Consider the following 24,275-nt stretch of genomic DNA (forward strand, 5'->3'; position numbering starts at 1 on the left):
GTATAGTTCCGATGTATGGTTCGATAAATTGCGATATTCCAATATGACTGCCGCCACGTCCAGCCCCGATCCTGCCGCCGCATCGCCCGGCATCGACGCCGACGCCATTCTCAAGGCGCTGGCCAATCCGGTGCGGCGCGACATCCTCGCCTGGCTGAAGACGCCGCATGCGTATTTCGAGGAACGCCCGGGCCATACCTTCGAGCATGGCGTATGCGCGGGCCACATCGATAGCCGCTGCGGGTTGTCCCAGTCCACCGTCTCCTCGCACCTGGCCGTCCTGCAGCGCGCGGGCCTGATCTCGGCGACGAAGGTGGGGCAGTGGATATTTTTCCGTCGCAACGAAGCCGTCATCGCCGCGTTCCTGCGGCAACTGAACCAGGATATGTAGCCCCGCTACGACTGAGCGCCCCGGCTTGCGGGGCCGGAGGATTTTGCATGAGCCCATTGTTCGAACCCCTGCGCGTCGGCGACCTGACGCTGCCCAACCGCATCATCATGGCGCCGTTGACGCGCATGCACGCCGACCCCGGCCGCGTGCCGAACGATCTGATGGTCGAGTACTACACCCAGCGCGCCGGCGCCGGCCTGATCCTGACCGAGGCCACGGCCGTTACGCCGCAGGGCGTGGGCTACGCGGACACACCGGGGCTGTGGACGCCGGAACAGGTCAAGGGCTGGCGCAAGATCACGTCCGCCGTGCATGCCGCCGGCGGCCGCATCGTGGCGCAGCTGTGGCACGTGGGCCGCATTTCCGATCCGATGTTCCTGGACGGCGAACTGCCCGTGGCGCCCAGCGCCATCGCCGCGGGCGGCCACGTGAGCCACGTGCGTCCGTTGCGCGCCTACGTGACGCCGCGCGCGCTTGAAACCGCCGAGCTGCCGGGCGTGGTCGAGGCTTACCGCCACGGCGCGCGGATGGCGATGGAGGCCGGCTTCGACGGCGTGGAAGTGCATGCGGCCAACGGCTACCTGCTCGACCAGTTCCTGCAGGACAGCACCAATCTGCGCACCGACGCCTACGGCGGTCCGGTGGAGAACCGCGCGCGCCTGCTGCTGGAAGTGGTGGACGCCTGCGTGTCGGTGTGGGGCGCGGGCCGGGTGGGCGTGCATCTCTCGCCGCGCGGCGATATCCATACCATGGGCGATTCGGACCCCGCCGCCACGTTCGGCTACGTGGCCCGCGAACTGGGCAAGCGCGGCATCGCGTTCCTGTGCGTGCGCGAACGCGAAGCGCCCGACAGCATCGGCCCCGCGCTCAAGGCGGCGTTCGGCGGCGTCTATATCGGCAACGAAGGCTATACGCGGGAATCCGCCGAGGCCGCCATCGCGGCGGGCCGGGCCGATGCGGTTGCCTTCGGCGTGCAGTACATCGCCAACCCCGACCTGGCGCGCCGCTTCGCGCTCAAGGCGCCGTTGAACCGGCCCAATCCGGCCACGTTCTACGCGCCGGGCCCCGGCGGCTATACGGACTACCCGGCGCTGCCGGCCTAGCGTACTCAGAACGCGGCGCGCATGGGATAGGTGAAGAGCCCGAAGTGCGCCGCGTTCAGGCCCAGGTGCGCCAGCACGGCGGCGGCCAGGCCGCCATGGCGGTAGGCCGCGCCGTAGGCGGCGCCCGCCAATCCGGCCAGCAGCATCCATTGCCAGCCGCCGGCGTAGTGCGCCAGCCCGAACAGCAAGGCCGCCACGGCCAGCGCCGCCCAGGCGCCCCATGGACGGTCGCGCCATCGCAGGCTCAACTGCTGCTGCAGGTAGCCGCGAAACAACGCTTCCTCGGCCAGCGTAACGAGCAGCGCATTGTTCGCCAGCCAGATCCACCCGGCGTCCGGCCATTTGGGCGCCCAGCCCACGACGCCCAGGACCAGCGCCGACCCCAGGCAGGCCGCGATCGCGGCGGCGCAGCACAGCAGGGCCGATGCCATTGTGGTTCGCGCGTCAGCGCCAGCCATGGGCGGCGCCAGCGCCAGCACCACCCAGAACGCCACCAGCGGTTTGTCCAGGTTCAGGTACATGCCGAAAGGCGCGGCGCCCGGGCTCAGCGGCGCCGGGGCTATGGCCAGGAGATTGTGAAAGCCGGGCGGCAGATGCAGGAACAGCAGGATCGCTACCCCAAGGAAAAGAGCGTGTCCCAGGGCGCGCGGGATCGGGGCCGATGCCGGCCGGACCAGCGCCGCCGCCAGGACCAGCAGCGCCGGCCAGGCCAGCGCGACGGGGTCGATGGCGCCATCGGCCCAGGCCCAGCCATAGGCGGCCGTCAGGGGGACCGGCGCCCAGCGCCGCGCCGCGGGCGGCCAGAGCATGGCGGCGGCAACGAACAGGAAGGACCAGGGGCTGAGGAGCGGCACGCGGAAGAGGCGAGGGCAAAGGGGGGAGTGTACGCGGTGGCCGCCGGCTAGCCGCTCCCGCTCCCCGCGCTATCTGCGTTATCGTCCCTAGCGTGTCGCATACCTGGGAGTCGCACAATGAAGACGATCGCGTGGTTGATGCTGGCGGCGGCGTTGCTGCCTTTTGTATCGACGATCATCGCCAAGGCGGGGGGCAAGCAATTCGACAACAACGATCCGCGCGCGTGGCTCGCGCGCCAGGAGGGTTGGCGCGCCCGCGCCAACGCGGCGCAGGTCAATACCTTCGAGGCGCTGCCGTTCTTTTTCGCGGCCGTGCTGTTCGCGTTGTACAACCAGGCGCCCGCCGCGCACGTGGCCACGCTGATGGCGTGCTGGCTGGGCGTGCGCCTGGGGTATCTGGCCATGTACCTGGCGGGCTGGGGCGCGCTGCGTTCGCTGGTCTGGGCGATCGGCGTGGGCTTCGTGATCGCGATCCTGTTCTCGGGCGTCTAGGGCCCGTTACTTCCATTCGAACACGGCGCGCGCGGTGGCGCCGTTCTGCACCGAGACTTCGCGCTCCTGCGCCGCGCCGTTATAGGTGGCGGATACCTTGTAGCGGCCCGCCGGCAGCTTCACCAGCATGTAGGGGCCTTCGGCGGTAGCCTGCAGGACGGATTTGCCCTGCGCGTCCTGGATCGACACGCCGACGTTGGCCACGTAGTCGGCGTTGCCGTCGCGTTGCGCGGCGAAGGTCAGTGCCAGCGGATAATCCTTGGCGGCGGCCTTCATGGCCTCGGACTCGTCCAAACCGATGCCGCCGCTGACGTATTCCACGGCGCCCTGGCGCTGTACCGCAGGCAGGCCGGCCTGGACGGTCGACAGGATTCCGGCGAAGGCCATGCTGCCCACGGCCATTGCGGCGGCCATGGTGCAGCGTTCGATACGCTTGTTCATGAGGTTCTCCTTGATAGGATGGCCGGCGCCGCTTCGTGCCGGCCGCGGTCGTTGCCGCGCCACGTAGGGGCGACAGGAAATTCGACCCCCGCCAGCGCGCGGAGTTCGCGCTGGCGCGCCTCCGATGTCTACCGATTGTTTCCGGCCCCGCCTATTGCGGAATCTGGCCGCCGCCCGCGCCGCGCCAGGAAAACGTCAGCCGGCTTTCACCATTGATCGAACCGTCGGGGGCGAAGCGCCTTTCATCGAGCTGTCCGGCGCCGTCGCCGCGTAGCGCCAGCACGCTGGAACTGCGCGTGCCATAGTTCGGACTGACGATGAATGGGCTGCTCAATAGCCTTTCCCGATCCAGCGGCAAGCCGGTGGCCGGCAGGTCGGCGTCATCCGCGGGGCTGCGGTCGGCCAGCGCGGCCATGAGCGCGGGCAGATCGGGCTGCGGCCCGCCGGAGAGCACGGCGGCGAAGGCGGCCTTGGTGCGCGCCAGCTTCGGCCATGGCGTGTCCAACAGGTGGTTGGACAGCGCGTAGACGCCCGGCGCGAGCGCGCGCGGCCCGCCATCGCGGTTGCTCAGGTACCAGGTTTCGCGCGTGTCGCCCACGATCAGGTTGAAGCCGTTGTAGGCCTGGTCCGCCGCATGCACGCGGGCCAGGTAGGCGGCGGGCGTGTCGGCGCCGCGCAGGTAGTCTTCCACCAGCGCGCCGCGGGACGGGGCGTTGTCGAGGAAGCTGCCGGGTTCGCGGAAATTGGTCACCAGCGCATAGCGGCCGCGGGCGGTCGCTCCCATCCAGGTGCCGCCGGCCCGGCCGTCGCGCCCGGCATAGATCCAGGGCGCGTCGGGCCATTGCGCCGCGGGGAGCGTCGGGCGCTCGTGGAATTCATCGCGATTGGCGGCGATCAGGACGGGGATGCCCGGCACGACGTGCAGGGCCAGTACGGCAAGACACATGGTTCAGACCTGGTTGGCGGGTTTGTCGGGAGGCGCATGGACGGGCGCGGCCGCGAAATCCGGGCCGGCCAGCGTTGCGCGCAGGGTTTCGATCTGGGCGGCCACGTCGCGCAGGACGGGCGAGGGCGAGACGATGGCGGCGGCGGGCATGGGCGCGCCCTGGCCGACCGCAAGGCTCATTTCATGGAGGCTTCCCGCCAGTTGCGCCAGCTGCGCGGCGGTGGGCGGGGCGCGGTCGTCCGGCGCGGACCAGGCGGTGTCGGAGATGGCGTTGGCCACCCGTTCCAGGGCCACCTCGACCGGCCACCAGGCCAGCGCGCGGCGGCTGACGAGGCGGGGCTCCGACAGGCCGCGCTGCAGCGCCACGCGCAAGTCGGACAGGCGCGCGTAGGCGCTGGCGCGCAGGCTGTGCCGGCTCGCGGGATCGGCCTGGAATACGGTGTTGAGATAGGCAGCCAGCGTGTCCATGGCGGTGGATACCGCGTTGTCCAGGTTGTTGCGCTCGATGCGTATCCACGGCAGGTATCCGACCAGCAGCACGATGGCCGCCGCCACGCCGACATCGATCAGCCGGGCCAGCGCGATGGGCCAGCTGCCGGGCTGCAAGGCGCCGATCAGCAGCATCAGGATGGGCAGCAGGATGGCCGAGAACAGGCCGTAGTTGCGCCGTATGGACCAGGGCAGCAGGGACGCCAGCGCCGCCACGGTGAGCAGGCTGACGAGGCCGTTGCGGTCCAGCGCCAGCACGGTCGCGCTGATCGCCACGCCGACCACGCTGCCCGCGCAGCTTTGCAGCGCCCGCGCGAAGACCGAGCCGAAATTGGGCTTGAACACCACCACGACGATGAGCGGCACCCAGTAGGAGCGCGGCAGCGAAGCGGCATGGGCCACCACTTCGGCGGCGATCAGGCACAGGCCCAGCCGGACCAGGTAGCGCACGGTGGTCGGCCCCGGCCGGTAGGTGCGCGCCAGCACCCGCCAGGGCGTGCGCGGGCGCGCGGGGGGCAGGTCGGCGAAGACGTCGGCCTCGCTCAGCTTGCCGCCGTCCAGCAACGGCCGCGCGTGTTCCAGGGCGTCGGCCAGTTGCGGCATGCCGGCGCCGCGCAGCGTGGAGATGTCGCCGCGGGGATCGGGCACGGCGTCGTTTTCCACGCGGTCCGCCAGGCGGTTCATGACGCGCGCGCAGTCGGGCGGCAAGACGCGGCCGGCGCGGGCTAGCGCCAGGGCGGCGTTGGTCAGCGGCGTGCAGGCCTGCAACTGCGCGGCCAGCCGCGCCAGCCGGGGCGATGGGCCGGCCGCGCGGCCCCGGGCGGCGAGCACGGCGTCGTAGGCGGCGGTCATGGCGGCTTCCATGTCGCGCCTGGCGGTCATGGTCCGCGAGGTGCCGATGGCCGCGAACATCGCGGCCAGCCTGCGGTAGGCCATGGCCACCGCGGCGCGTTCGGGCGCGATGGGGTTGACCACCCATCCCGACAGCGTCAGCGCCAGCCCGAACAGTCCGCCCGCGCCCACCAGGACCGAGGGCAGCCACGGCGGCAGGGACGACGTCAGGCTGGACCCCACGATCACGTAGACGGCGAATTGCAGCGTGGCAACCGCCGCGATGTTGTTGAAGGTGCCGACGAGGCTGGCCGCCAGCACCAGCAGTGTCATCGCGCCGGCGGTCCACAGGCCGTGCCCTGAAACCAGGTTGCCCAGAAAATAGCCCAGCGCGCCGCCGAACACGGTCGATCCGATGGACAGCGCGCGGTTGCGATAGGGGCCGCCGTTGTCGCCCGTGATGGCCGGCAGCGCGCCCAGCGATACCAGCGCGGCGGCGGCGCTCTGGTCCAGCGCCAGGCCCGCGGCGGCGGGCAGGCCGATCGCCAGGGCGGCGCGCAGCGCCACCCAGCGGCTGACCGGCGACGGCTCCATGTGCGCCAGGCTCATCAGCCAGCGCATGTTCGAGGTGCGCGCGCCGCGGCTCATCGGTGGGCGGGACACGGTGGCCTCATGCCGCGCCTGGGGCTCAGGCCTTGATAAGCGGCGCCTCGTCGGGCGCCGCCAGCCGGAAGTAATCCTCCGTGTTCAGGAGGATGGAGGCGTCCAGGCGGCCGGCGTTGAATACGATCTCGCCGTGGCGCTCCCGGAGGCTGGGATCCACCAGCAGGTGCAGGTCGGGATTGAAGGTGAAGGGAGGGATGGCGCCGATCTCGCAGCCGGTCAGCTCGCGCGCCAGGTCCTGCGAGGCCAGCGACGCCTTCTTGCCGCCCGCGGCGCGGGCGATCGCGTCCAGGTCGGCCTGCTTGTCGGCCGGGAAGACCGCCAGCACGTTCTTGCGCTGGTTGGAGGATATCTTCACGCGGCAGACCAGCGCCTTCGCGCCCTGGCTGACCTCGGTGCCGCGGATGGCGGCGACTTCGACGGAGCGGCCGGCGGCGGGGTGTTCGAGCAGGCGGTAGCGGGCCTGGTTCTGGGCAAGCAGGGCTTGCAGGCGTTCAAAGACTTCCATGTCGGGGCGCGGTCATAGGGCATCGGACCGGCGCCGGGAGTCGGCGCCGTACGCCGCATGATACGCCGCCCGGCGGCCGGCTAGATGTCCCCGGTGAAGGCGTAGCCCCATCCCCAGACCGTGCGTATCGGCAGCTCCACATTGATGTCCTGCGCCTTGCGCCGCAGGCGGCTGACCACGACGTCGGTGCGGCGCATGGATTCGCGCCCGCCCTGCGGGTCCGCGCCGGGCGAATCGCCGCGCGGCAGGCGCTTGTCGGCGGTGGCCGTGAGTTTGAGCAGGAACTCGCGTTCGGCCTGGGTCAACGGCAGCCGCGTGCCCTGCGGGCTGACCAGCGTCCAGGCGGCGTCGTGGAATTGCCATTTGCCCGCGGGCTCGGCGGGCGCGGCCGGGCGCGGTTCCGGCTCGGCGGCCGGCCGGCGGCCCGTGGGCGGCACGCGCCGCACCAGCGCCTGCAGGGCCGCCGCGATCTCCGGCGTGCCCACGTCGGCCTGGAAACACGCGTCGGCGCCGCAATGCAGGCCCAGTATGCGGTTTTCGGGGGAGTCGAAACTGGAGATGGCGATGATGCCGGCGGTGGTGTCCATGGCGCGCAGCCCGGCGATGGCCATGCAGAGATCGGAGAGTTCGGCTTCCATCACGAGCAATGGAGTGCGGTGCGCCTGGAACAGGCGGAACAAGCCGTTGGAATCTTCGCACTGGCGGGGCGAGAAGCCCATTCCGGCCAGCGAACCGCTACGGCGCCTGCGTTGACCGGCATCGGGCGAGAAGACGATCAAGTCTAGTAAGTCATTCATGAATCGTTGTGATCTGTGCAGCATAAGCATTTGCATGATGCTACGGATACAGCGATTTCCTAAACCTCGCTCAACGCCACTTTCCGGCCCGAATTCTCGGACATGCGCGCCCGCCGCCCGCCGGGCGCACCGTTGTGGTGCGCGGCGGCCTGTCAGGGGGCGGGAGCCTCGTTCCACCAGCCTCCGCCCAGCGCCTGCAGCAGGGCCGCCGTATCGGCGTAGCGCGCGGCATCGGCCGCGGTGCGCGCGATCCGGGCCTGCAGCAGCTGCCGCTGGCTGTCCAGCAGGCTCAAGTGGCTGATGCCGCCCGCGCCGTAGCGGCCTTGCGCAATGCGCTCGGCCTCGTCCGCCCGGCGCCAGGCGTCGTCCTGCGCCAGGAAGGCGTCGCCGTCGGTCTGCAATGCGCGCAGCGCGTCCGCGACCTGGCGAAAGCCGTCCAGCACCGTCTGGCGGTAGGCCGCCGCCGCCGCGTCGTACGCGGCCTGCGCGGCGCGCTGGCGGGCCCGCAGCTCGCCGCCGCGGAAGAGCGGCTGGGTCAGCCCCAGTCCCAGGTTCCATACGTTCAGGCCGTTGGACAGATCGCCGGCGCGGGTGCGTTGCGAGCCGAAACTCGCGGTCAGCGTGAATTGCGGATACAGGTTGGCCGTGGCCACGCCCACGTCGGCCGAGGCCCGGTGCCAGAGCGCTTCGGCGGCCAGGACGTCGGGGCGCTGGCGAGTCAGCGCGGAAGGGACGCCGGTGGGCACGTCCGCCGGCAGCGTCAGGTCCGCCAGCCGCAAGGGAGCCCGGCGCAACGCGGCCGGCGGCTGGCCCAGGTAGGTCGCCAGCTGGTGCGTGACCTGCGCCAGCTGGTAATCCAGCGGCGGCAGCGTGGCGCGCGTCTGCGCGACCAGAAGCGCCTGGTTGCTCAGGTCGGCCTGCGATACGCCGCCCGCCTCCAGGCGCCGGCGCATGATGTCGCGCTGGCGGACCTGGGCCGCGAGCAGTTCGCGCGTGGCTTCCAGCCGTTCGCTCAGGTCGGCCTGCCGGATGGCGGCCGTGACCACGTTGGCGGCCAGCGACATGCGCGCCGCCTGCAATTCGTGGCGCTGGTAGTCCACCTGGGCGCCCAGTCCCTCCAGCGCGCGGCGGTTGGCGCCGAACACGTCCAGCGTGTAGGACACGTCGACCGATGCGTTGTAGAGCGTGAAGGGGGCCGGCTGCTCGGCCACCGGCACGCCGAAGGCGGATGGATCCACTTTCTGCCGCGCCACGGACAGGTCGCCGTCAACCGAAGGCAGCAGGCGTCCGCCCGTTTCCGCGTTCAGTTCTTCGCCCGCCTGGCGCAGGCGCGCCCGAGCCTGCTCCAGTGTCGGGCTGGCCGCCAGCGCCTGCCGCACCAGGCCGTCCAGCGCCTCGGAGCGGAACAGCCGCCACCACTGGGCGGGGATGTCGGCGCCGGCCGCCAGCTGCTGCGCGCCCGAGGACGGCGCGGCTTCTCCAGGGGCCAGGTAAGCGTCGACCGGGGGCGCCTCCGGAGGGCGGAAATCGGGTCCGGCGGCGCAGCCCGCAAGCAGCGCGCTCAGGACCGGCGCGGCCAGGCGCCGCGGCGCAAGGGCGGAGGGGAAGGACGTAGGCAAGGGGCGGGACATGGCGGGTCAATCCAGGGTGCGGCGGTAGAACTTCACGGCGGCGGTCATGACGACCACGGTGAACAGCAGCAGCGGCCAGATGCTGGGCCAGAGGTCCCACCAGCCGTTGCCCTTGAGCAGGATGCCGCGGATCAGCCTGTTGAAATGCGTGAGCGGCAGCAGGTTGCCCAGGTATTGCGCCCACACCGGCATGCCCTGGAACGGGAACATGAAGCCCGAAAGCAGGATGTTGGGCAGGAAATAGAACATGGTCAGCTGCATGGCCTGCAACTGGTTCTGCGCCAGCGACGACAGGGTGATGCCCACCGTCAAGTTGGCGGCGATGAACAGCAGCGAGGCCAGATACACGCTCAGGAGCGAACCCTGGAACGGCACGTGGAAGACGAAGCGCGCGGCCAGCAGGATGATGCTGGCCTGGATCAGCCCGATCGCGATGTAGGGCACGATCTTGCCGGTCATCACCTCAAGCGGCCGCACCGGCATCGCCAGCAGGTTCTCCATCGTGCCGCGCTCGCGTTCGCGCGTCATCGCCAGGCCGGTCATCATGACCAGCGTCATCGTGAGGATCACGCCCATCAGGCCCGGCACGGTGTTGTACTGGGAGATCTGTTCCTCGTTGTAGAGCCTGTGCACGCGCACCTCGAAAGGCGGCTGGCCGCCCGCAAGGCCGGCCAGCGGGCCGGTGAGGTCCTTGGCCGCCACCGCCTGCGTCAACTGGGTGGCCGCGCCGATGGCCAGGCCGGTGGCCATGGGATCGGTCGCGTCGGCCTCGATCAGCAGGGCCGGGCGCTCGCCCCGCAGCAGGCTGCGCGTGAAGTCCGGCGGGATGGTAAGCACGAACAGCACCCGGCCTTGCGCCAGCGCGGCGCGCCCGGCCTCCTCGTTGTCGAGCTCCTCGGTGATGCGGAAGTAGTCGGACGATTTCATCGCCGCGACGAAGCTGCGCGTGAACGGGCTGTGGTCCGCCGCGATAATGGCGGTGGGCATCTGCTTGGGATCGGTGTTGATGGCGTAGCCGAACAGCGCCAGCTGCATGATGGGCATGCCCACGATCATGCCGAACGTGATGCGATCGCGGCGCAGCTGCAGGAACTCCTTGAGCACCATGCTCCACCAGCGCGACCAGGAAAATCCTTGCAGGCGGCGGATCATGGCGGACTCGCGAAATTGTCGGTGGAGCGCCTCATCAGGTAGATGAAGACGTCCTCCAGGCTGGTGTCGATGCGTTCCAGGCTGAGGTCCTGGCCGGCGATGGCGTCTCGCAGCGTGCGTTCCAGCAGCGCCGCGTCCTGGCCGCTGATATGCAGGGCGGAGCCGAAGGCCACGGTCTGGTCCACGCCCGGCGCGCCGCGCAGGCGTTGCGCCAGCGGCACCAGATTGTGGCCGCGGATCGCCCAGGTGGTCAGGCGCTGCTCGGCGATGACGTCCTCGGCCGTGCCCTGGGTCAGCAGCCGGCCGTACGAGATATAGGCCAGCTTGTGGCAGCGCTCGGCCTCGTCCATGTAGTGCGTGCTGACCAGCACCGAAATGCCGCGCGCCGCCAGCTCGTGCAGCTGTTCCCAGAAGTCGCGCCGCGCGGTGGGGTCCACGCCGGCGGTGGGTTCGTCCAGCAGCAGCAGGCGCGGCCGGTGCAGCAGGCAGGCGGCCAGCGCGAGCCGCTGCTTCCAGCCGCCGGACAGCGATCCGGTCAACTGCCCGGACCGGGTCTGCAGCCCCAGGTTTTCCAGGGCCTGGTCCACGGCCTCCTGGCGCTTGGGCATGCCATACATGCGCGCGACGAAATCCAGGTTCTCGCGGATGGTCAGGTCGTCCCAATACGAGAACTTCTGCGTCATGTAGCCCACGTGCCGCTTGATCTGCTCGCTGTCGCGGAGGATGTCGTAGCCCATGCAGGTTCCGCTGCCCGAGTCCGGCGTGAGCAGCCCGCACATCAGCCGGATGCAGGTGGTCTTGCCGCTGCCGTTGGGGCCCAGGAAGCCGAAGATCTCGCCCTCGCGCACCCGGAGCGACACGTCGTTGACCACGTGCTTGTCGCCAAAGCGCTTGTTCAGGCCCTGCACGTCGATCACGTAGGGGCTGGCGGCGTCCTGCCGGGCGGGGCGAGCGTTCATTGCGGCACGGCCTCCAGGGGCTGGCCCGGATGCAGCCTCGGCGTCGTCTCGGGCGCGGGCCGGGCCTGGATCATGTAGACCAGCTTGCCGCGGGTTTCCCGGCTGTAGATCACGGGCGGCGTGTACTCGGCCTGGGTGGAGATGTAGTCGATGCGCACCGGGATGGGATCGCCGCAGCCATCGCAACTCACCATGAGTTGCTGCCCGACCTTCAAGGCGCCCAGCGCCGCCTGCGGCACGAAGAGGCGCACCTTGATATTGCCCGGGGGCAACAGGCTGACGACGGGGCTGCCCGCGGGCACCCATTCGCCCACGCGGTACAGCGTGTCGAACACCAGCCCCGCGGCGGGCGCGGCCTGGCGCTTTTGCGCCAGGGTCCAGTCCGCCTGCGCCAGCGCCGCCCGGGCAGCCTCCACCTGCGCGGCTTGGGCGAGCCTCTGATCGTCGCGGCCGGGCAGGGCGGCCACGTCCAGCTGGGCCTTCAGCTCGCGCACCCGCGCCTCATCCGACCGCGCCTGTTCACGGCTGTCGTCCAGCTGCGAACGCGCGATGCCGCCGATGCGGAACTGTTCCGTGTCGCGGCGCAACTGCGTGGCCGAGCGTCGGCTGGCGGCCTCGGCCTGCGCCAGTTGCGCGCGCGTGACATCCACTTCCGCCGGGCGCTTGCCGGTGGCGATGTCTTCCAGCTGGGCCGCGGCGGCGGCCAGTTGCGCGCTGGCCTGGTTGCGGGCCGCGGTTTCGCGTTCGGCATCCAGCGCGAACAGCGGCGCGCCTGCCGCTACCTGCTGGCCGCGGCGCACCGGCAGTTCCGTCAGGCGCCCGGCTTCGGAAGAGGCCACATAGACATAATCGCCTTCCGCGTAGCCTTGGAAGAACGGGCCGTCGTCATTGCCGCAGCCGGCCAGCAGCAGCGCCAGCGCGGCGGCGGCGGGCAGGGGACGGCGCAGGGCGGAAGGGATGCGCATGGTTAGCGTCCTGGTGGAGCGGACGGCGAGAACAGGCCGCCCGTGAGCATGGCGATGGCGTGGGTCGCGATCGTCTGGGTATCGATGGACTGGGCCTGGGCATCGCCTTGCAGGACCCGCCTCCACAGGGAGGAGGTGGCCAGGGGCAGCAGGGTAAGGCCCAGGATGGATAGAAAGACCAGGCGCGGTTCCACGCCGGGCGTGATGGCGCCGTGGCGCTGGCTGTCGGCGATCAGGCCGGCGAAGGCGTGCAGTCGGTCGGAGGGCAGGTGGCGCAGCACGCGTTCGCGCAGCTGGCCGCCTTCGTTGACCACTTCATGCAGCCACAGGGCGGGCAGCCAGGGCCGCTGGGCCGCGCATTGGACCAGGCGGCCGACGATGTCGGCGATGAAGGCGCGGGCCGCGGCGGCGGGGTCGGGAACCGGGACAGGCTCGGCGCCTTCTCCCAGGGGCACGGAAGCCCACACAAAGCCGATGACTGGCACGATCCGCTCCTGCACGACCGCGTCGATCAGCTGGTCGCGGCTTTTGAAGTAGTAATGCACCATCGCCGGGGTGACGCCCGCCTGCTGCGCGATATGGGAAATGGTGGTGGCCGCCACGCCGCGGGCCGCGAACAGATCGGTGGCGAGGTCGAGCAATTGCCCGCGGACGGCGGCGTTGTCCGGGCGCTGGGGCCGGCCGGGACGGCGGGAGGGAGGAGGCGGTACGGGACTCATGCGCCATATCCTAATTAAATTATTAATTAATTAAAAGGGGGGTGCCCGCCAGGGTTACACGCCGAGGCCGCGGACAACGATGGTGTAATGGGGCGGTTCCCCCTATGCCGCCATCCGGACGCTGCTGCCAGGCCCGGGCGGCTTTTCGCAGGAGACTGGACCGTCATGCCGCAATCGTCTTCGATCAATCGCCGCATCGTGCTTGCCGCCCGGCCGCACGGTGAGCCCTCGGACAGCGACTTCCGCCTGGAAACCGGGGAGGTGCCCCAGCCCGGCCCGGGCCAGGTGCTGTTGCGCACCATATATCTGTCGCTGGATCCCTATATGCGCGGACGCATGAGCGATGCGCCGTCCTACGCCGAGCCCGTCAAGGTCGGCGAACCCATGGTGGGCGGCACGGTCACGCGCGTCGAGGCGTCCAGCCATCCCGACTACAAGACGGGCGACTGGGTGCTGGCGCAATCCGGCTGGCAGGACTACGCGCTGTCGGACGGGAGCGGTCTGCTGCGCCTGGGCCCGGATCCCGAGCATCCCTCCTATTCGCTGGGCGTGCTGGGCATGCCCGGTTTCACCGGCTACATGGGCCTGCTGGACATCGGGCAGCCCAAGGCGGGCGAAACCGTGGTGGTGGCCGCGGCCAGCGGGGCGGTGGGCGCGGTGGTCGGGCAGATCGCCAAGATCCACGGCTGCAAGGTCGTGGGCATCGCGGGCGGCGCGGACAAATGCCGCTACGCGGTCGATGAACTGGGCTTCGACGACTGCCTGGACCACAAGGTGCCCGATCTGCCGGGCCGCCTCGCCCGCGCGGTGCCGCAAGGGATCGACGTGTATTTCGAGAATGTCGGCGGGGCCGTTTTCGATGCGGTGCTGCCGCTGCTGAATCCGCGAGCCCGCGTTCCGGTCTGCGGCCTGATATCGGCCTACAACGCCACCAGCCAGCCCGAAGGGCCCGACCGCCTCGGCCTGCTGATGCGCACCGTCCTGACCAAGCGCCTGAAGATCCAGGGCTTCATCATCTTCAATGAATACGCGCACCGATACGGCGAATTCCGCCAGGCGATGGAAGGCCTGGTCCGGGAGGGCCGCGTGAAATACCGCGAAGACGTGGTGGAAGGGCTGGAAAATGCGCCGCGCGGCCTCATCGGGCTGCTCAGGGGCGAGAATGCCGGCAAGCGCATCGTGCGCGTCGGCCCGGATGAAAGGAGCGCACTATGAATATCCTGATCGTGCTGACGTCCCATGACACCCTGGGCGATACCGGCCGCAAGACCGGCTTCTGGCTGGAGGAATTCGCCGCGCCATACTACGCCTTCGTCGACGCGGGCGCACAGGTCACGCTGGCCTCGCCCGCGGGCGGCCAGCCTCCGCTGGATCCCAAGAGCGACGATCCCGATGCCCAGACGGACGATACCCGGCGCTTCCGCCAGGATGCCCAGGCCCAGCGGCTATTGGCTTCGACGCGGAGGCTGGCCGAGGTGCAGGCGGCCGATTACGACGCCGTTTTCTATCCCGGCGGGCACGGCCCGCTCTGGGACCTGGCGGAAGATCCGAAATCGGTTGCGCTGATCGAGACCATGCTCGCGGCGGGCAAGCCGGTGTCGGCCGTGTGCCACGCGCCCGGCGTGCTGCGCCACGCCATGACGGCCGATGGCAAGCCGCTGGTGCAGGGCAGGCAGGTGACCGGATTCTCCAATGCGGAAGAGGCCGCCGTGCAGTTGAGCGACGTGGTGCCTTTCCTGGTCGAGGACGAACTGAAAAAGCTGGGCGGGCTGTATTCCAGCGGCCCGGACTGGCAGCCGCACGTGGTCGGTGACGGCCTGCTGATCACCGGCCAGAATCCCGCGTCGTCGGTGGGAGTGGCGCAAGCCCTGCTGGATCGGTTGAAGCACTGACGCGCCGGCCGGGCATGGCCGCGCCGGGGGATTGCGATCAGCTTGGCCGGAATGACGCGGCAATGTGTCAGAATCGCGGCTTTTTGAAACATGCGCGCGGCGCCAAGCCGCCCCGCGCGCCAAGTCCTGATGCCTCCAGACGTACCCGATTTTTCCCATGGCTGCTGCGTGGAGGCGCTGTTTGCCGCCATGCGCGCGCGCGACCCGGCCACCGGCCGCCATTGCAACAGAGTGGTGGCCCTGAGCGTGGCCCTGGCCCGGGCGTGCAGCCTGCCGGAAGCCGAACACGAGCCGGTCGCGATCGCGGCCAGGCTGCACGATGTCGGCAAGATAGGCACGCCGGACCGCGTGCTGTTTTCCCCTGGCCGCCTGGAGGGGGATGACTGGGAGATCATGAAGGGGCATGCCGCCGCCGGCGCCGACATCATCATGCACAGCGCGATTGCGCAGCGCGACCGGATCGCGCTCGCCGTGCGCCACCATCACGAACATTTCGACGGCTCGGGCTATCCCGGCGGCCTGGCCGGAGAGGACATTCCGCTGCATGCGCGCATCATCTCGCTGGCGGACTCCTATGACGCCCTGGGCGACGCCCGGCCCTACCACCCGGCGCGCCCGCACGCGGAGATCATGCGCATCCTGGCCGAAGAGGCCGGCTCCAAGTGCGACCCGCAACTCCTGCGCGTTTTCGAGCGAATGATCCAGGGCAGCCCACTGAGGGTGCCGTAGCATGGACGCGGCGCGGGCATTCCCGCGCCGCGTCCATGCTACAGGCGGTAATGCGCCGCGACGGTTTGCAGTTCCTGCAGCGTGCGCTGCTGCCAGGCGGCGTCGTGGCCCAGTTCGTCCGCGAGGATGCGCGCCACTTCGGGGGCGGCCAGCATCGCGGCTTCGCTGTCCAGGAACAGCGCGCGGTTGCGGCGGGCGAGCACGTCTTCGGCGCTGCGCGCGAGTTCGAAGCGCGCGGCGAAACGGACGTGCGCTTCGGACAGCCCGCTGCTCTTGACCAGCATGCGCTCCGCGCCCGGCAGCGCCTTCAGCGCGGCCAGGTCGCTGCCGTAGTAGCTGTCCGGGGTGCCGGCGTGCTCCTGCGACGGGGCCAGGCCCGCGGCGCCGTGCAGCGCCAGCGATTCGGTGCGGCAGCTGGCCTGCGTCAGCAGCTGGTGCTGGATGGCCGTGTCCACCACGTCCTGCGCCATGCGGCGGTAGGTCGTCCATTTGCCGCCCGTCACCGTCACCAGTCCGGCCTTGGACACCAGGATCGTGTGCTCCCGCGACAAGGTCTTGGTGGACGCCTCGCCGGTGGCCTTCACCAGCGGACGCAGGCCCGCCCAGACGCTGGTGACGTCGTCGCGCGTCGGCTTGCGGCTGAGGTAGCGGGCGGCGGTGCCCAGGATGAAGTCCACGTCCTGCGCGCCGGCTTCCGGATCCAGCGGCAGATCGTTGCGCGGGGTGTCGGTGGTGCCGACGATGGTATGGCCGTTCCAGGGCACGACGAACAGCACGCGCCCGTCGTCGGTCTTGGGAATCAGGATGGCGCGGTTGCCCGGCAGGAAATCCCGCGGCAGCGTCAGGTGCACGCCCTGGCTGGGGGCTACCATGGTCTGCGCGTTCTTGTCTTCCATGCGCCGCACCGCGTCGACCCAGACGCCGGTGGCGTTGACCACGCAACGCGCGCGCAGGGTGAAGGTCGAACCGCCGATCGCGTCCTGCGCCGTCACGCCGTCCACCTTGCCGCCCGTCATGGTCAGGCCCGTGGCGCGCACGTAGTTGACCGCCGTGCCGCCCAGGTCGAACAGGGTGCGCATCAGGCTGACCGCCAGGCGCGCGTCGTCGAACTGGCCGTCGTAGTACAGCACGCCGCCCCTGAGCTTGCGGCCGTTCACGCTTTCGGCCAGGGTGGGCGCGTTGGCCAGCGTATCGCGGCGCGACAGCCAGCGGCTGGGCGACAGGTTCAGCTTGCCGGCCAACATGTCGTACATCTTCAGGCCCACCCCGTAGAAAGGCTGGTCCAGCAGGTTGTACGCGGGCACGACGAAACCCAGCGGCCATACCAGATGCGGCGCGTTGCGGTTGAGCAGCCCGCGTTCGTGCAGGGCTTCGCGCACCAGGCTGACATTGCCCTGCGCCAGGTAGCGCACGCCGCCGTGCACCAGCTTCGTGGCCTTGCTGGAAGTGCCCTTGGCGAAGTCGGCGCCTTCGATCAGCAGCGTGCGGTAGCCGCGCGAGGCGGCGTCGACCGCGGTGCCCAGGCCGGTGGCGCCGCCGCCGATGACGATCACGTCCCAGGAATGCGTGTTGTCCAGCGTGGCCAGGAGGCGGTTGCGGTCGGGCGGAGCGACGGAGGCGAGGGGAGGGTTCATAGAGGTCAAGGTGTTTGCTTCAAAGTATTGGGCGCCGCGGCGACGTCGCAGCGCACGCCGGCGTCCAGCAGGACCTGCGCCAGCGGCTCCTGCGGATGCGCATCGGTGAAAAACCGGTCTATCTGCGAGATGTGCGCCAGCTCCACCATGGCCTGGCGCTTGAATTTGCTGCTGTCGGCGGCAAGCCAGACTTCGCGCGATTGTTCGATGATGGTCCGCGCCACGCGCACCTCGCGGAAGTCGTAGTCGCGCAGCGTGCCGTCGGCTTCGATGCCGGAAATGCCGATCAGGCCGATGTCCACCTTGAACTGGCGGATGAAGTCCATCGTCGCTTCGCCCACGATGCCGCGGTCGCGCGAACGCACCACGCCGCCGGCCACGATGACCTCGCAGTCCGGGTTGTCCGACAGGATGTCCGCCACGTGCAGGTTGTTGGTGATGACGCGCAGGCCGCGGTGGCGCAGCAGCGCCCGCGCGATGGCTTCGGTGGTGGTGCCGATGTTCAGGATCAGCGAACAGCCGTCCGGCACGGCGCGCGCCACTGCCTCGGCGATGCGCTGCTTGCCGGCGGCGTGCAGGCCCTGGCGCTTGCGGTAGGCGATGTTTTCGATGGTGGACGCTTCGATGCGCACGCCGCCGTGGAAGCGCGAAAGCAATCCGGCTTCCGAAAGAATATTGACATCGCGCCGCACGGTCTGCAGCGTGACGTCAAAGCGTTTGGCGAGCTCTTCGATCGAGGCGGAGCCCTGGGCCCGCACCATTTCGATCAGGGCGCTCTGTCGAGGATTCAGTGTCATGTTCACATGATAAAACAACAAAAGCGAAAAACAATGACGCGCTGCAAGATTGTTTTTTGTTCGCTTCTTGGGTAAAACGCACAAAAAACGAAAGCTATCTGAAAGAGTATGCTCATCCTGTCGTTCGCTTGACGCAGGTCGAGCCGCTGTACCGAATACCGAAGTCCGGATTGAACAAATAGGGACGTATTAGTAGGTAGAGGAGATCAGATGCAGCTGAACCTGGACGGGGTAGGTTTGCGGGCCGGTTCGCAAACCCACCTGTATCCCATGAGCCTCGCTCCGGTCGAGGGCGCCATGACGGTGTTGCTGGGGGCGACCCTGGCCGGCAAGACGTCGCTGATGCGCATCATGGCCGGGCTGGACCGGCCCACCGAAGGCCGCGTGCTGGCCGACGGCGCGGACGTCACCGGGGTGCCGGTGCGCCGCCGCAACGTCGCCATGGTGTATCAGCAGTTCATCAATTACCCGTCCATGTCGGTCTACGACAACATTGCCTCGCCGCTCAAGCTGCGCGGCGCGGGCGACATACGCGAAAAAGTGCGCGCCATGGCGGCCCGGCTGCACATCGACCACCTGCTGGAGCGCTACCCGTCGGAGCTGTCGGGCGGGCAGCAGCAGCGCGTGGCGCTGGCGCGGGCCCTGGCCAAGGACGCGCCGCTCATCCTGCTGGACGAGCCCCTGGTCAATCTGGACTACAAACTGCGCGAGGAATTGCGCGACGAACTGTCGGCGCTGTTCGCGGAAGGGCGCTCTACGGTCATCTACGCCACCACCGAGCCCGGCGAGGCGCTGTTGCTGGGGGGGCACACGGCAGTGCTGGACGCGGGCGAACTCCTGCAATACGGGCCCACCGCGGAGGTCTTCCACCGGCCGAATTCGCTGCGCGTGGCGCGCGCGTTCAGCGATCCGCCCATGAACCTGTTCGCGGCCCGCCGGACGGCCGACGGCTTCCTGCTGCAAGGAGACATGGAAGTGCCGCGCGCCCTGCCGCCGGGCGCGGGCGGGGACGGGGGGGAAATCACCGCGGGCCTGCGCGCCGGCGCGCTGGACGTGGAGCCCCGGCCGGGCCACGTGGGCCTGCCCGGGGTGGTGAAGCTGGCGGAGATTTCCGGTTCCGACACGTTCGTGCACGCGGAGACGCCGGCGGGCGACGTGGTGGCGCAACTGCCCGGCGTCCATCGCTATACGCTGGACCAGCGGGTGCGGCTGTACTTCGACCCCGCCCAGACCTACGCTTTCGGCGCGGGAGGGGCTTTGCTCGCCGCGCCGCGGAAGCCGGCGGGCGCGGGGGAGACGGCCTGATGGCGCAGATCGAGCTGGACCTTTCCCATTCGTACGTGGCGGATCCCAGGACGGACGAGGATTACGCGCTGCTGCCGTTGAAGTTCACGTTCCGGGACGGCGGCGCGTATGCCTTGCTGGGGCCGTCCGGTTGCGGCAAGACCACGCTGCTGAACTGCGTGTCGGGGCTGTTGCGCCCGTCGCACGGCCGCATCCTGTTCGATGGCGAGGACGTTACCGGCAAGACGCCGCAGGCGCGCAACATCGCCCAGGTCTTCCAGTTCCCGGTCGTGTACGACACGATGACGGTGGCCGAGAACCTGGCTTTCCCCCTGCGCAACCGCGGCATGGCGCCCGACCGCATCCGCGAGCGGGTGGGCCGCATCGCCGAAATGCTGGAAATGTCCGCCGTGCTGGACCGCCGGGCCAGCGGCCTCACGGCCGACGCCAAGCAGAAGATCTCGCTGGGCCGCGGCCTGGTGCGCAGCGACGTCTCGGCCATCCTGTTCGACGAACCCCTCACCGTCATCGACCCGCAGCTGAAGTGGGAGCTGCGCCGCAAGCTCAAGGAGATCCACCACGAGTTCAAGCTGACGCTGATCTACGTCACGCACGACCAGACCGAGGCGCTGACCTTCGCCGACCAGGTCATGGTGATGGCGCGGGGCAGGGCCGTGCAGGTGGGGACCGCGGACGACCTGTTCCAGCGGCCGGCGCATACCTTCGTGGGCCATTTCATCGGCTCTCCCGGCATGAACTTCCTGCCGGCGCAATGGCGCGACGGCGCGCTGGAAGTGGGCGGGCGGCGCGTGGCGGGCGTGCCCGAGGCCATGGCGGCCAGGCTGGCCGGCGCGGGCCCGGTCAAGCTGGGCGTGCGTCCCGAGTACCTGCGCCTGGCCGAACCGGACGCGGCCGGCGCCGTGCCCATGCGCGTCGAGCGGGTGCAGGACGTGGGCACCTACACGCTGCTGGTGGCGGACTACGAGGGCACGCCGGTGCGCGCCCGGCTGGGAAACGGCGCTGTTCTCGCCGCTTCCGGCGGAACCGTCTGGCTTTCCGTGCTCAATCCGCACACCTGCTTCTACCGCGACGAGGAGCTGATCCGATGAAACCCATAGATCACCGGGCCTGGTTCCTGGTCCTGCCCGTGGTGCTGTGCGTGGCCTTCTCGGCCATCCTGCCGTTGATGACCATCGTGAATTATTCGGTGCAGGACATCATTTCGCCTGATCGCCGGGTGTTCGTCGGCACGGAGTGGTACGCCGCCGTGCTCCAGGACGAAGAGCTGCACGGCGCGCTGCTGCGCCAGATCGGCTTCTCGCTGGCGGTGCTGGCGATCGAGATCCCGCTGGGCATCCTGTTGGCGCTGTCCATGCCGGCGGGGGGCTGGCGGGCCTCCGCGGTGCTGGTGATCATCGCGCTGTCGCTGCTGATTCCCTGGAACGTGGTGGGCACGATATGGCAGGTGTTCGGCCGCACCGACATCGGCTTGCTGGGCGCCACGCTGTCCTGGCTTGGCGTGGATTACAACTACACCGGCAACGACATGGACGCCTGGGTCACGGTGCTGGTCATGGACGTCTGGCACTGGACGCCGCTGGTGGCTTTGCTTTGCTACGCCGGCCTGCGCGCGATCCCGGACGCCTACTACCAGGCCGCGCGCATCGACGGGGCCTCGCGCATGGCGGTATTCCGCTACATCCAGCTGCCCAAGATGCGCGGCGTGCTCATGATCGCGGTGCTGCTGCGCTTCATGGACAGCTTCATGATCTATACCGAGCCCTTCGTGCTGACGGGCGGCGGGCCGGGCAACGCCACCACCTTCCTGTCGCAGTACCTGACGCAGAAGGCCGTGGGCCAGTTCGATCTGGGGCCCGCGGCCGCGTTCTCCATCATCTACTTCCTGATCATCCTGCTCTTGTGCTTCATCCTCTACAACTGGATGCAGCGCGCCGGCACCACCGGCGGCTTCGACGAGGAGCGCGCAAATGCGTGAGAACAACACCTGGTGGCGCGGCGCCTTCCTGACCCTGTACCTCGTCTTCGCCATCCTGCCGCTGTACTGGATGCTGAACATGTCGTTCAAGACGAATACCGAGATCGTCAGCACGCTGACGTTCTGGCCCCGCGACTTCACGTTCGAACACTACCGCACCATCTTCACCGACCCGGCCTGGTACTCGGGCTACATCAATTCGCTGATCTACGTCGTCATCAACACCGTGATTTCGCTGGCGGTGGCGCTGCCGGCGGCCTACGCGTTCTCGCGCTACCGCTTCATCGGCGACAAGCACGTGTTCTTCTGGCTGCTGACCAACCGCATGACGCCGCCCGCGGTGTTCCTGCTGCCGTTCTTCCAGCTCTACAGTTCGTTCGGCCTGATGGATACGCACCTGGCCGTTGCCCTGGCGCACCTGGTGTTCAACGTCCCGCTGGCGGTATGGATCCTGGAGGGCTTCATGTCCGGCGTGCCGCGCGAGATCGACGAAACCGCCTATGTCGACGGCTATTCCTTTCCGCGTTTCTTCCTGACGATATTCCTGCCGCTGATCAAGTCGGGCGTGGGCGTGGCGGCGTTCTTCTGCTTCATGTTCAGCTGGGTCGAACTGCTGCTGGCGCGCACGCTCACGTCGGTCAACGCGAAACCCATCGTCGCCACCATGACGCGCACCGTGTCCGCCTCGGGCATGGACTGGGGCGTGCTGGCCGCGGCGGGCGTGCTGACCATCGTGCCCGGCGGGATCGTCATCTGGTTCGTGCGGCACTACATCGCGAAGGGCTTCGCGATGGGCCGGGTATAGCGTCGCAAGGAGGACTGCCAGATGTTCAGCTGGATGGTGTGGACCACCCCCGTCGCCGTGTTTTTTTCCTGCGTCGTCCTGATGCTCATCGGCATGACGGTGTGGGAACTGAAATCGCCCACGGTCGAGCGCAAGGGCTTTCTGCCCCTGCGCACCACCCGGGGCGACCGCCTTTTCATCGGCCTGATGGCCGCGGCCTGGGTCAACCTGGCCTTCGTGGGCCTGGGCGAGAAGGCGGCCGAATGGCTGTCGCTGGACGAGCCTCCGTCGGTGTGGATCGGCTTTGCCGCGTCGATGCTGTTGTTGGCGTTCATCATGAGGAAGGGTTGAATGAAGAAGGGCTGAAGAGGGGCGCAGACCTCTCGACGATGCAAGCGGTGTGGAAGGACTATCGGCCAGCGTCTTCCCCGGCCAGCGGTCCGCAGCGAACATTGGGGAAGGCTTATCGAGGAGACAGGTCATGAAATTGCGCATGCACGCCATGGCGGCCGCTATCGCCCTGATCGGAACGTCGGGCGCATGGGCCGGCGAGCCGGAAGCGAAGAAGTGGGTCGATTCGGAGTTCCAACCCTCATCGCTGTCCAAGGACCAGCAGATGGCCGAGATGAAGTGGTTCATCGACGCCGCGGCCAAGCTCAAGGCGAAGGGGGTCAACGAAATCAACGTGGTGTCCGAGACCATCACCACGCACGAGTACGAGTCCAAGACGCTGGCCAAGGCCTTCACGGAGATCACCGGCATCAAGGTCAACCACGACCTGATCCAGGAAGGCGACGTGGTCGAGAAGCTGCAGACCTCCATGCAGTCCGGCAAGTCCATCTACGACGGGTGGATCTCGGATTCGGACCTGATCGGCACCCATTACCGCTACGGCGCCATCCTGCCGCTGTCCGACTACATGGCGGGCGCGGGCAAGGAATGGACCAATCCGAACCTGGACCTCAAGGACTTCATCGGCACCAAGTTCACCACGGCGCCCGACGGCAAGCTCTACCAGCTGCCCGACCAGCAGTTCGCCAACGTCTACTGGTTCCGCGCGGACTGGTTCGCGCGCCAGGACCTGAAGGACAAGTTCAAGGCCAAGTACGGCTACGAACTCGGCGTGCCCACCAACTGGTCCGCCTACGAGGACATCGCCGACTTCTTCTCCAACGACGTCAAGGAGATCGACGGCAAGAAGGTCTACGGCCACATGGACTACGGCAAAAAGGACCCCTCGCTGGGCTGGCGCTTCACCGATGCCTGGCTCTCCATGGCCGGCGCCGCCGACAAGGGCTTGCCCAACGGCATGCCGGTGGACGAGTGGGGCATCCGCGTGGCCGACGACAAGTGCACGCCCGTGGGCGCGTCCGTCGTGCGCGGCGGCGCCACCAACAGCCCGGCCGCGGTCTACGCCCTGACCAAGTACGTGGACTGGATGAAGAAGTACGCGCCGCAACAGGCCATGGGCATGACGTTCTCGGAGTCGGGGCCGGTGCCCGCGCAGGGGCAGATCGCCCAGCAGATCTTCTGGTACACGGCGTTCACCGCCGATATGACCAAGAAGGGCCTGCCGGTGGTCAACGAAGACGGCACGCCCAAGTGGCGCATGGCTCCGTCGCCCTACGGCCCGTACTGGAAGGACGGCATGCAGAATGGCTACCAGGACGTGGGCTCGTGGACGTTCTTCAAGTCCACCAACCCCGACAAGATGGCGGGCGCCTGGCTCTACGCGCAGTTCGTCACCTCCAAGTCGGTGTCGCTGAAAAAGTCCATCACCGGGCTGACCTTCATCCGCGACAGCGACATCAACAGCGAGTTCTTCACCAAGAACGCGGCGAACTACGGCGGCCTGATCGAGTTCTATCGCAGCCCGGCGCGCGTGGCGTGGACGCCCACCGGCAACAACGTGCCCGACTATCCGAAGCTCGCGCAGCTCTGGTGGAAGAACGTGGCCACCGCGGTGACCGGCGAGAAGACGCCGCAGGCCGCCATGGACAACCTGGCCAACGAAATGGACCAGGTCATGGCGCGGCTGGAGCGGGCGGGGATGGCGCAGTGCGCGCCGAAGCTGAATCCCAAGAGCAATCCCTCCAAGTGGCTGTCCGATCAGCATGCGCCCTGGAAGAAGCTCGCCAACGAAAAGCCCAAGGGCGAGACGATTCCCTATGAAAAGCTGCTGGCCGCCTGGAAGGAGGGCAAGGTCAGGTAAGTTTCC

General features: G+C 68.7%; 25 protein-coding genes. 12 read left to right on the forward strand and 13 right to left on the reverse strand.

Annotation, left to right across the window (positions count from 1 at the left end; translation table 11 throughout):
* Nucleotides 1–43: 43 nt before the first annotated feature.
* Both ACN6PJ_RS01345 and ACN6PJ_RS01350 read left to right on the forward strand, forming a co-directional pair.
* Complete coding sequence (locus ACN6PJ_RS01345) at nt 44–391, forward strand: ArsR/SmtB family transcription factor (protein ID WP_427994093.1); 348 nt, start codon at nt 44–46, stop codon at nt 389–391.
* Between the two features lie 47 nt (nt 392–438).
* On the forward strand, nt 439–1,494 hold the full coding sequence (locus ACN6PJ_RS01350) for an alkene reductase (protein WP_427994094.1): 1,056 nt from the start codon (nt 439–441) through the stop codon (nt 1,492–1,494).
* 5 nt (nt 1,495–1,499) lie between these two features.
* On the opposite strand, the gene ACN6PJ_RS01355 is transcribed toward ACN6PJ_RS01350, so the two are convergent.
* Entirely contained in the window at nt 1,500–2,303 is an 804-nt protein-coding gene (locus ACN6PJ_RS01355) for a CPBP family glutamic-type intramembrane protease (RefSeq protein ID WP_427994456.1), read from the reverse strand.
* Between the two features lie 162 nt (nt 2,304–2,465).
* Between ACN6PJ_RS01355 and ACN6PJ_RS01360 the strand changes: the two genes are divergently transcribed.
* Nucleotides 2,466–2,840, forward strand: a complete 375-nt coding sequence (locus tag ACN6PJ_RS01360; protein ID WP_427994095.1) for an MAPEG family protein — start codon at nt 2,466–2,468, stop codon at nt 2,838–2,840.
* 6 nt (nt 2,841–2,846) lie between these two features.
* On the opposite strand, the gene ACN6PJ_RS01365 is transcribed toward ACN6PJ_RS01360, so the two are convergent.
* The 10 genes from ACN6PJ_RS01365 to ACN6PJ_RS01410 form a co-directional block, all read right to left on the reverse strand.
* A complete protein-coding gene (locus tag ACN6PJ_RS01365; RefSeq protein ID WP_427994096.1) occupies nt 2,847–3,281 on the reverse strand; it encodes a carboxypeptidase-like regulatory domain-containing protein in 435 nt (144 codons plus the stop codon).
* Nucleotides 3,282–3,432: 151 nt separating this feature from the next.
* Nucleotides 3,433–4,227: an NRDE family protein gene (locus ACN6PJ_RS01370; RefSeq protein ID WP_427994097.1), complete on the reverse strand. Its 795-nt coding sequence runs from the start codon at nt 4,225–4,227 to the stop codon at nt 3,433–3,435.
* Between the two features lie 3 nt (nt 4,228–4,230).
* Nucleotides 4,231–6,210 (reverse strand): FUSC family protein, encoded by a 1,980-nt coding sequence (locus tag ACN6PJ_RS01375; RefSeq protein WP_427994098.1) that lies wholly within the window; start codon nt 6,208–6,210, stop codon nt 4,231–4,233.
* 25 nt (nt 6,211–6,235) lie between these two features.
* Nucleotides 6,236–6,718, reverse strand: coding sequence for a YbaK/prolyl-tRNA synthetase associated domain-containing protein (locus tag ACN6PJ_RS01380; RefSeq protein ID WP_427994099.1), 483 nt, complete (start codon nt 6,716–6,718; stop codon nt 6,236–6,238).
* Between the two features lie 80 nt (nt 6,719–6,798).
* Complete coding sequence (locus ACN6PJ_RS01385; protein WP_427994100.1) at nt 6,799–7,515, reverse strand: DNA-binding response regulator; 717 nt, start codon at nt 7,513–7,515, stop codon at nt 6,799–6,801.
* A gap of 152 nt (nt 7,516–7,667) precedes the next feature.
* Nucleotides 7,668–9,146, reverse strand: coding sequence for an efflux transporter outer membrane subunit (locus ACN6PJ_RS01390; protein ID WP_427994101.1), 1,479 nt, complete (start codon nt 9,144–9,146; stop codon nt 7,668–7,670).
* A 6-nt stretch (nt 9,147–9,152) separates the two neighbouring features.
* Complete coding sequence (locus ACN6PJ_RS01395; protein ID WP_427994102.1) at nt 9,153–10,298, reverse strand: ABC transporter permease; 1,146 nt, start codon at nt 10,296–10,298, stop codon at nt 9,153–9,155.
* A complete protein-coding gene (locus ACN6PJ_RS01400; protein ID WP_427994103.1) occupies nt 10,295–11,257 on the reverse strand; it encodes an ABC transporter ATP-binding protein in 963 nt (320 codons plus the stop codon). The genes ACN6PJ_RS01395 and ACN6PJ_RS01400 overlap by 4 nt, the downstream gene beginning before the upstream one ends.
* Nucleotides 11,254–12,222 carry an HlyD family secretion protein gene (locus ACN6PJ_RS01405; protein ID WP_427994104.1) on the reverse strand — a complete coding sequence of 323 codons (969 nt, stop codon included), beginning with the start codon at nt 12,220–12,222 and terminating at the stop codon, nt 11,254–11,256. Before ACN6PJ_RS01405 ends, ACN6PJ_RS01400 begins: the two co-directional genes overlap by 4 nt.
* A gap of 2 nt (nt 12,223–12,224) precedes the next feature.
* Complete coding sequence (locus tag ACN6PJ_RS01410; protein ID WP_427994105.1) at nt 12,225–12,941, reverse strand: TetR/AcrR family transcriptional regulator; 717 nt, start codon at nt 12,939–12,941, stop codon at nt 12,225–12,227.
* 165 nt (nt 12,942–13,106) lie between these two features.
* On the opposite strand from ACN6PJ_RS01410, the gene ACN6PJ_RS01415 reads away from it, so the two are divergent.
* From ACN6PJ_RS01415 to ACN6PJ_RS01425, 3 genes are all read left to right on the forward strand, one after another.
* Nucleotides 13,107–14,156, forward strand: a complete 1,050-nt coding sequence (locus ACN6PJ_RS01415) for an NADP-dependent oxidoreductase (RefSeq protein ID WP_427994106.1) — start codon at nt 13,107–13,109, stop codon at nt 14,154–14,156.
* A complete protein-coding gene (locus ACN6PJ_RS01420; protein ID WP_427994107.1) occupies nt 14,153–14,833 on the forward strand; it encodes a type 1 glutamine amidotransferase domain-containing protein in 681 nt (226 codons plus the stop codon). Before ACN6PJ_RS01415 ends, ACN6PJ_RS01420 begins: the two co-directional genes overlap by 4 nt.
* A gap of 129 nt (nt 14,834–14,962) precedes the next feature.
* Nucleotides 14,963–15,562: an HD-GYP domain-containing protein gene (locus tag ACN6PJ_RS01425; protein ID WP_427994108.1), complete on the forward strand. Its 600-nt coding sequence runs from the start codon at nt 14,963–14,965 to the stop codon at nt 15,560–15,562.
* Between the two features lie 38 nt (nt 15,563–15,600).
* Here ACN6PJ_RS01425 and ACN6PJ_RS01430 read toward each other — a convergent pair whose 3' ends face one another.
* Both ACN6PJ_RS01430 and ACN6PJ_RS01435 read right to left on the reverse strand, forming a co-directional pair.
* On the reverse strand, nt 15,601–17,196 hold the full coding sequence (locus ACN6PJ_RS01430; RefSeq protein ID WP_427994109.1) for a glycerol-3-phosphate dehydrogenase/oxidase: 1,596 nt from the start codon (nt 17,194–17,196) through the stop codon (nt 15,601–15,603).
* 5 nt (nt 17,197–17,201) lie between these two features.
* Nucleotides 17,202–17,993: a DeoR/GlpR family DNA-binding transcription regulator gene (locus ACN6PJ_RS01435; RefSeq protein WP_013394120.1), complete on the reverse strand. Its 792-nt coding sequence runs from the start codon at nt 17,991–17,993 to the stop codon at nt 17,202–17,204.
* Between the two features lie 210 nt (nt 17,994–18,203).
* Here ACN6PJ_RS01435 and ACN6PJ_RS01440 point away from each other — a divergent pair, with 210 nt between their 5' ends.
* The 6 genes from ACN6PJ_RS01440 to ACN6PJ_RS01465 all read left to right on the forward strand — a co-directional run bounded on the left by ACN6PJ_RS01440 (nt 18,204) and on the right by ACN6PJ_RS01465 (nt 24,269).
* Nucleotides 18,204–19,298 carry an ABC transporter ATP-binding protein gene (locus ACN6PJ_RS01440; protein WP_427994110.1) on the forward strand — a complete coding sequence of 365 codons (1,095 nt, stop codon included), beginning with the start codon at nt 18,204–18,206 and terminating at the stop codon, nt 19,296–19,298.
* Nucleotides 19,298–20,386: an ABC transporter ATP-binding protein gene (locus ACN6PJ_RS01445; RefSeq protein ID WP_427994111.1), complete on the forward strand. Its 1,089-nt coding sequence runs from the start codon at nt 19,298–19,300 to the stop codon at nt 20,384–20,386. The genes ACN6PJ_RS01440 and ACN6PJ_RS01445 overlap by 1 nt, the downstream gene beginning before the upstream one ends.
* On the forward strand, nt 20,383–21,273 hold the full coding sequence (locus tag ACN6PJ_RS01450; protein ID WP_427994112.1) for a carbohydrate ABC transporter permease: 891 nt from the start codon (nt 20,383–20,385) through the stop codon (nt 21,271–21,273). The genes ACN6PJ_RS01445 and ACN6PJ_RS01450 overlap by 4 nt, the downstream gene beginning before the upstream one ends.
* Nucleotides 21,266–22,078, forward strand: a complete 813-nt coding sequence (locus ACN6PJ_RS01455) for a carbohydrate ABC transporter permease (RefSeq protein WP_427994113.1) — start codon at nt 21,266–21,268, stop codon at nt 22,076–22,078. The genes ACN6PJ_RS01450 and ACN6PJ_RS01455 overlap by 8 nt, the downstream gene beginning before the upstream one ends.
* 21 nt (nt 22,079–22,099) lie before the next feature.
* Nucleotides 22,100–22,408 carry a DUF2160 domain-containing protein gene (locus tag ACN6PJ_RS01460; RefSeq protein ID WP_427994114.1) on the forward strand — a complete coding sequence of 103 codons (309 nt, stop codon included), beginning with the start codon at nt 22,100–22,102 and terminating at the stop codon, nt 22,406–22,408.
* Between the two features lie 130 nt (nt 22,409–22,538).
* The gene (locus ACN6PJ_RS01465; RefSeq protein ID WP_427994115.1) at nt 22,539–24,269 is read left to right on the forward strand and encodes an ABC transporter substrate-binding protein; all 1,731 of its coding nucleotides are present in this window, start codon (nt 22,539–22,541) and stop codon (nt 24,267–24,269) included.
* The last annotated feature ends 6 nt before the right edge of the window (nt 24,270–24,275 follow it).

Source organism: Achromobacter sp. (assembly GCF_050285585.1).
GTDB lineage: Bacteria > Pseudomonadota > Gammaproteobacteria > Burkholderiales > Burkholderiaceae_B > Achromobacter.

What these genes read in the sequence shown, in the direction of transcription:
- ACN6PJ_RS01345 (WP_427994093.1), top strand. Translation starts at nt 44, where the DNA reads ATGACTGCCGCCACGTCCAGCCCCGATCCTGCCGCCGCATCGCCCGGC.
- ACN6PJ_RS01350 (WP_427994094.1), top strand. Translation starts at nt 439, where the DNA reads ATGAGCCCATTGTTCGAACCCCTGCGCGTCGGCGACCTGACGCTGCCC.
- ACN6PJ_RS01355 (WP_427994456.1), bottom strand. Translation starts at nt 2,303, where the DNA reads ATGCTCTGGCCGCCCGCGGCGCGGCGCTGGGCGCCGGTCCCCCTGACG.
- ACN6PJ_RS01360 (WP_427994095.1), top strand. Translation starts at nt 2,466, where the DNA reads ATGAAGACGATCGCGTGGTTGATGCTGGCGGCGGCGTTGCTGCCTTTT.
- ACN6PJ_RS01365 (WP_427994096.1), bottom strand. Translation starts at nt 3,281, where the DNA reads ATGAACAAGCGTATCGAACGCTGCACCATGGCCGCCGCAATGGCCGTG.
- ACN6PJ_RS01370 (WP_427994097.1), bottom strand. Translation starts at nt 4,227, where the DNA reads ATGTGTCTTGCCGTACTGGCCCTGCACGTCGTGCCGGGCATCCCCGTC.
- ACN6PJ_RS01380 (WP_427994099.1), bottom strand. Translation starts at nt 6,718, where the DNA reads ATGGAAGTCTTTGAACGCCTGCAAGCCCTGCTTGCCCAGAACCAGGCC.
- ACN6PJ_RS01385 (WP_427994100.1), bottom strand. Translation starts at nt 7,515, where the DNA reads ATGAATGACTTACTAGACTTGATCGTCTTCTCGCCCGATGCCGGTCAA.
- ACN6PJ_RS01390 (WP_427994101.1), bottom strand. Translation starts at nt 9,146, where the DNA reads ATGTCCCGCCCCTTGCCTACGTCCTTCCCCTCCGCCCTTGCGCCGCGG.
- ACN6PJ_RS01395 (WP_427994102.1), bottom strand. Translation starts at nt 10,298, where the DNA reads ATGATCCGCCGCCTGCAAGGATTTTCCTGGTCGCGCTGGTGGAGCATG.
- ACN6PJ_RS01400 (WP_427994103.1), bottom strand. Translation starts at nt 11,257, where the DNA reads ATGAACGCTCGCCCCGCCCGGCAGGACGCCGCCAGCCCCTACGTGATC.
- ACN6PJ_RS01405 (WP_427994104.1), bottom strand. Translation starts at nt 12,222, where the DNA reads ATGCGCATCCCTTCCGCCCTGCGCCGTCCCCTGCCCGCCGCCGCCGCG.
- ACN6PJ_RS01410 (WP_427994105.1), bottom strand. Translation starts at nt 12,941, where the DNA reads ATGAGTCCCGTACCGCCTCCTCCCTCCCGCCGTCCCGGCCGGCCCCAG.
- ACN6PJ_RS01415 (WP_427994106.1), top strand. Translation starts at nt 13,107, where the DNA reads ATGCCGCAATCGTCTTCGATCAATCGCCGCATCGTGCTTGCCGCCCGG.
- ACN6PJ_RS01420 (WP_427994107.1), top strand. Translation starts at nt 14,153, where the DNA reads ATGAATATCCTGATCGTGCTGACGTCCCATGACACCCTGGGCGATACC.
- ACN6PJ_RS01425 (WP_427994108.1), top strand. Translation starts at nt 14,963, where the DNA reads ATGCCTCCAGACGTACCCGATTTTTCCCATGGCTGCTGCGTGGAGGCG.
- ACN6PJ_RS01430 (WP_427994109.1), bottom strand. Translation starts at nt 17,196, where the DNA reads ATGAACCCTCCCCTCGCCTCCGTCGCTCCGCCCGACCGCAACCGCCTC.
- ACN6PJ_RS01435 (WP_013394120.1), bottom strand. Translation starts at nt 17,993, where the DNA reads ATGACACTGAATCCTCGACAGAGCGCCCTGATCGAAATGGTGCGGGCC.
- ACN6PJ_RS01440 (WP_427994110.1), top strand. Translation starts at nt 18,204, where the DNA reads ATGCAGCTGAACCTGGACGGGGTAGGTTTGCGGGCCGGTTCGCAAACC.
- ACN6PJ_RS01445 (WP_427994111.1), top strand. Translation starts at nt 19,298, where the DNA reads ATGGCGCAGATCGAGCTGGACCTTTCCCATTCGTACGTGGCGGATCCC.
- ACN6PJ_RS01450 (WP_427994112.1), top strand. Translation starts at nt 20,383, where the DNA reads ATGAAACCCATAGATCACCGGGCCTGGTTCCTGGTCCTGCCCGTGGTG.
- ACN6PJ_RS01455 (WP_427994113.1), top strand. Translation starts at nt 21,266, where the DNA reads ATGCGTGAGAACAACACCTGGTGGCGCGGCGCCTTCCTGACCCTGTAC.
- ACN6PJ_RS01460 (WP_427994114.1), top strand. Translation starts at nt 22,100, where the DNA reads ATGTTCAGCTGGATGGTGTGGACCACCCCCGTCGCCGTGTTTTTTTCC.
- ACN6PJ_RS01465 (WP_427994115.1), top strand. Translation starts at nt 22,539, where the DNA reads ATGAAATTGCGCATGCACGCCATGGCGGCCGCTATCGCCCTGATCGGA.